The sequence below is a fragment of the Paenibacillus forsythiae T98 genome (assembly GCF_000520735.1).
GTDB lineage: Bacteria > Bacillota > Bacilli > Paenibacillales > Paenibacillaceae > Paenibacillus_AQ > Paenibacillus_AQ forsythiae.
This window is the reverse complement of sequence record NZ_ASSC01000344.1, coordinates 1-1,474: the sequence shown is the minus strand read 5'-3', so window position 1 is coordinate 1,474 and position 1,474 is coordinate 1. Positions and strand designations below refer to the sequence as shown.

Annotated in this window: 1 protein-coding gene and 1 other RNA gene; both read right to left on the bottom strand. The window is 51.5% G+C overall.

All coding sequences use genetic code 11. The features are described from left to right. Window positions 1-358: a transfer-messenger RNA gene (gene ssrA, locus L692_RS31125) on the bottom strand; the annotation flags it as partial. Between the two features lie 181 nt (window positions 359-539). Further along, window positions 540-1,019 carry an SsrA-binding protein SmpB gene (smpB, locus tag L692_RS0111095; RefSeq protein ID WP_025699847.1) on the bottom strand — a complete coding sequence of 160 codons (480 nt, stop codon included), beginning with the start codon at window positions 1,017-1,019 and terminating at the stop codon, window positions 540-542. Window positions 1,020-1,474 lie beyond the last annotated feature (455 nt).

Genomic DNA, 1,474 nt, shown 5'->3' with positions numbered 1-1,474 from the left:
AGCCGAGGGGAGTCGAACCCCTGTCCGAAGATAACGCCACATAAGCTTCTACGAGTGTAGTGACAGGTTTGATGTCACCCTAGAGACTCCCTGTCACCGGATTCCCTTCAGGTCAGCCTGATTATCTTCTTCCGTTGACCCCAGGCGGAGACCAAGCGGCGTATCCCACTAAAGTTGAGCCCCTAGCCCGCCACATGGGCGATGGAAGGTAGGAGCTAGCTCACAGGTTATTAAGCTGCGAAAGCTAAGTTGTTGTTTTGTTTGCCGTTTAATTGGCTTTAGCGTTGATGAAGCGGACGCGTCCCCACTACTCGCTACCCATGCTCGAACTACCCCCGTCGAATCCAAAAACGGCCCCTCATTAAAAGGGCTTCCTGGATCAAGCGGAACCGCCGGCAAGAGCGATTCGTATCCATTATCCTCCCAGCCAATAGGCGAAAGGATAATCTGAAGCATTAGGTTTTACATAAAAGAGTATATCACATTTTGCAGCATAATCATATAGAGCTTACAGGAAACACAGGCGGAGTTTGACAGGCTTATCTTGCGACCTTCTGCTTCTCCCGCAGTGCCCGCTGGATATCGCGCTGTGCGTCGCGTTTGGCGGCGGAATCACGTTTATCGTATTGCTTCTTTCCTTTACCGATGCCCAGCAGTAGCTTGGCATAGCCGTTGCGGACGTACACTTTCAGCGGCACAATTGTGTACCCTTCCTGCTTGGAATGTCCGAGCAGCTTGCTGATCTGTTCTTTGTGCAGCAGCAGCTTGCGTGTACGCGTCGGGTCATCCGGGTTGGCACGGTTGCCCTGGTCAAAGGGACTAATATGCATATTATGCACAAAAATCTCGCCGCCGCGGATCGTGGCAAACGCATCACCGATATTCGCGCGGCCATTGCGCAGCGATTTAATCTCCGTGCCCGTCAGCACCATGCCCGCCTCGTAGGTGTCCTCGATAAAATAATCATGGGAAGCTTTTTTGTTCTGGGCGAGCACTTTCCCGTCGGCTTTTTTACCCATGACAATCACTCCTTGAATCGAAAATTGCGGCGTCTCTTCTCTTGCTGTTTCTATAGTGCAAAGCAACCCAAACAGAAAACGTCCATTTCTTATTGTATCAAAATCATTCCAGCAAAAGCAAGGATTGATAAAGCGTTTCCCTTCCCATTGGCATTTCTCTGAACACGAACGTAAGTACAGCAAATGATCTTAGGAGGCCGGCAGTATATTCCATTAAAAAGCGCCGGGCCCTTCGCCGGGGACCTCAGCGCTTTGGTTATCTTGAAAAGCTTAGTCCAGCGTTTATTTTTTCTTCTTCCGCTTTCTTCCTTCGCCGTTGCCGTTCTTGGAACCGGAACCTACGGCAGCCCCGACATTGCCCGGTGTTACGGAGTCGCCGATGAAGACCCCGCTCTTCGACTTTTTCTTGCGGCGGCCTTTGCCTCCAGCGGCTTTGCCGCTGCCGTAATCGCCGC

What these genes read in the sequence shown, in the direction of transcription:
- smpB (WP_025699847.1), bottom strand. Translation starts at nt 1,019, where the DNA reads ATGGGTAAAAAAGCCGACGGGAAAGTGCTCGCCCAGAACAAAAAAGCT.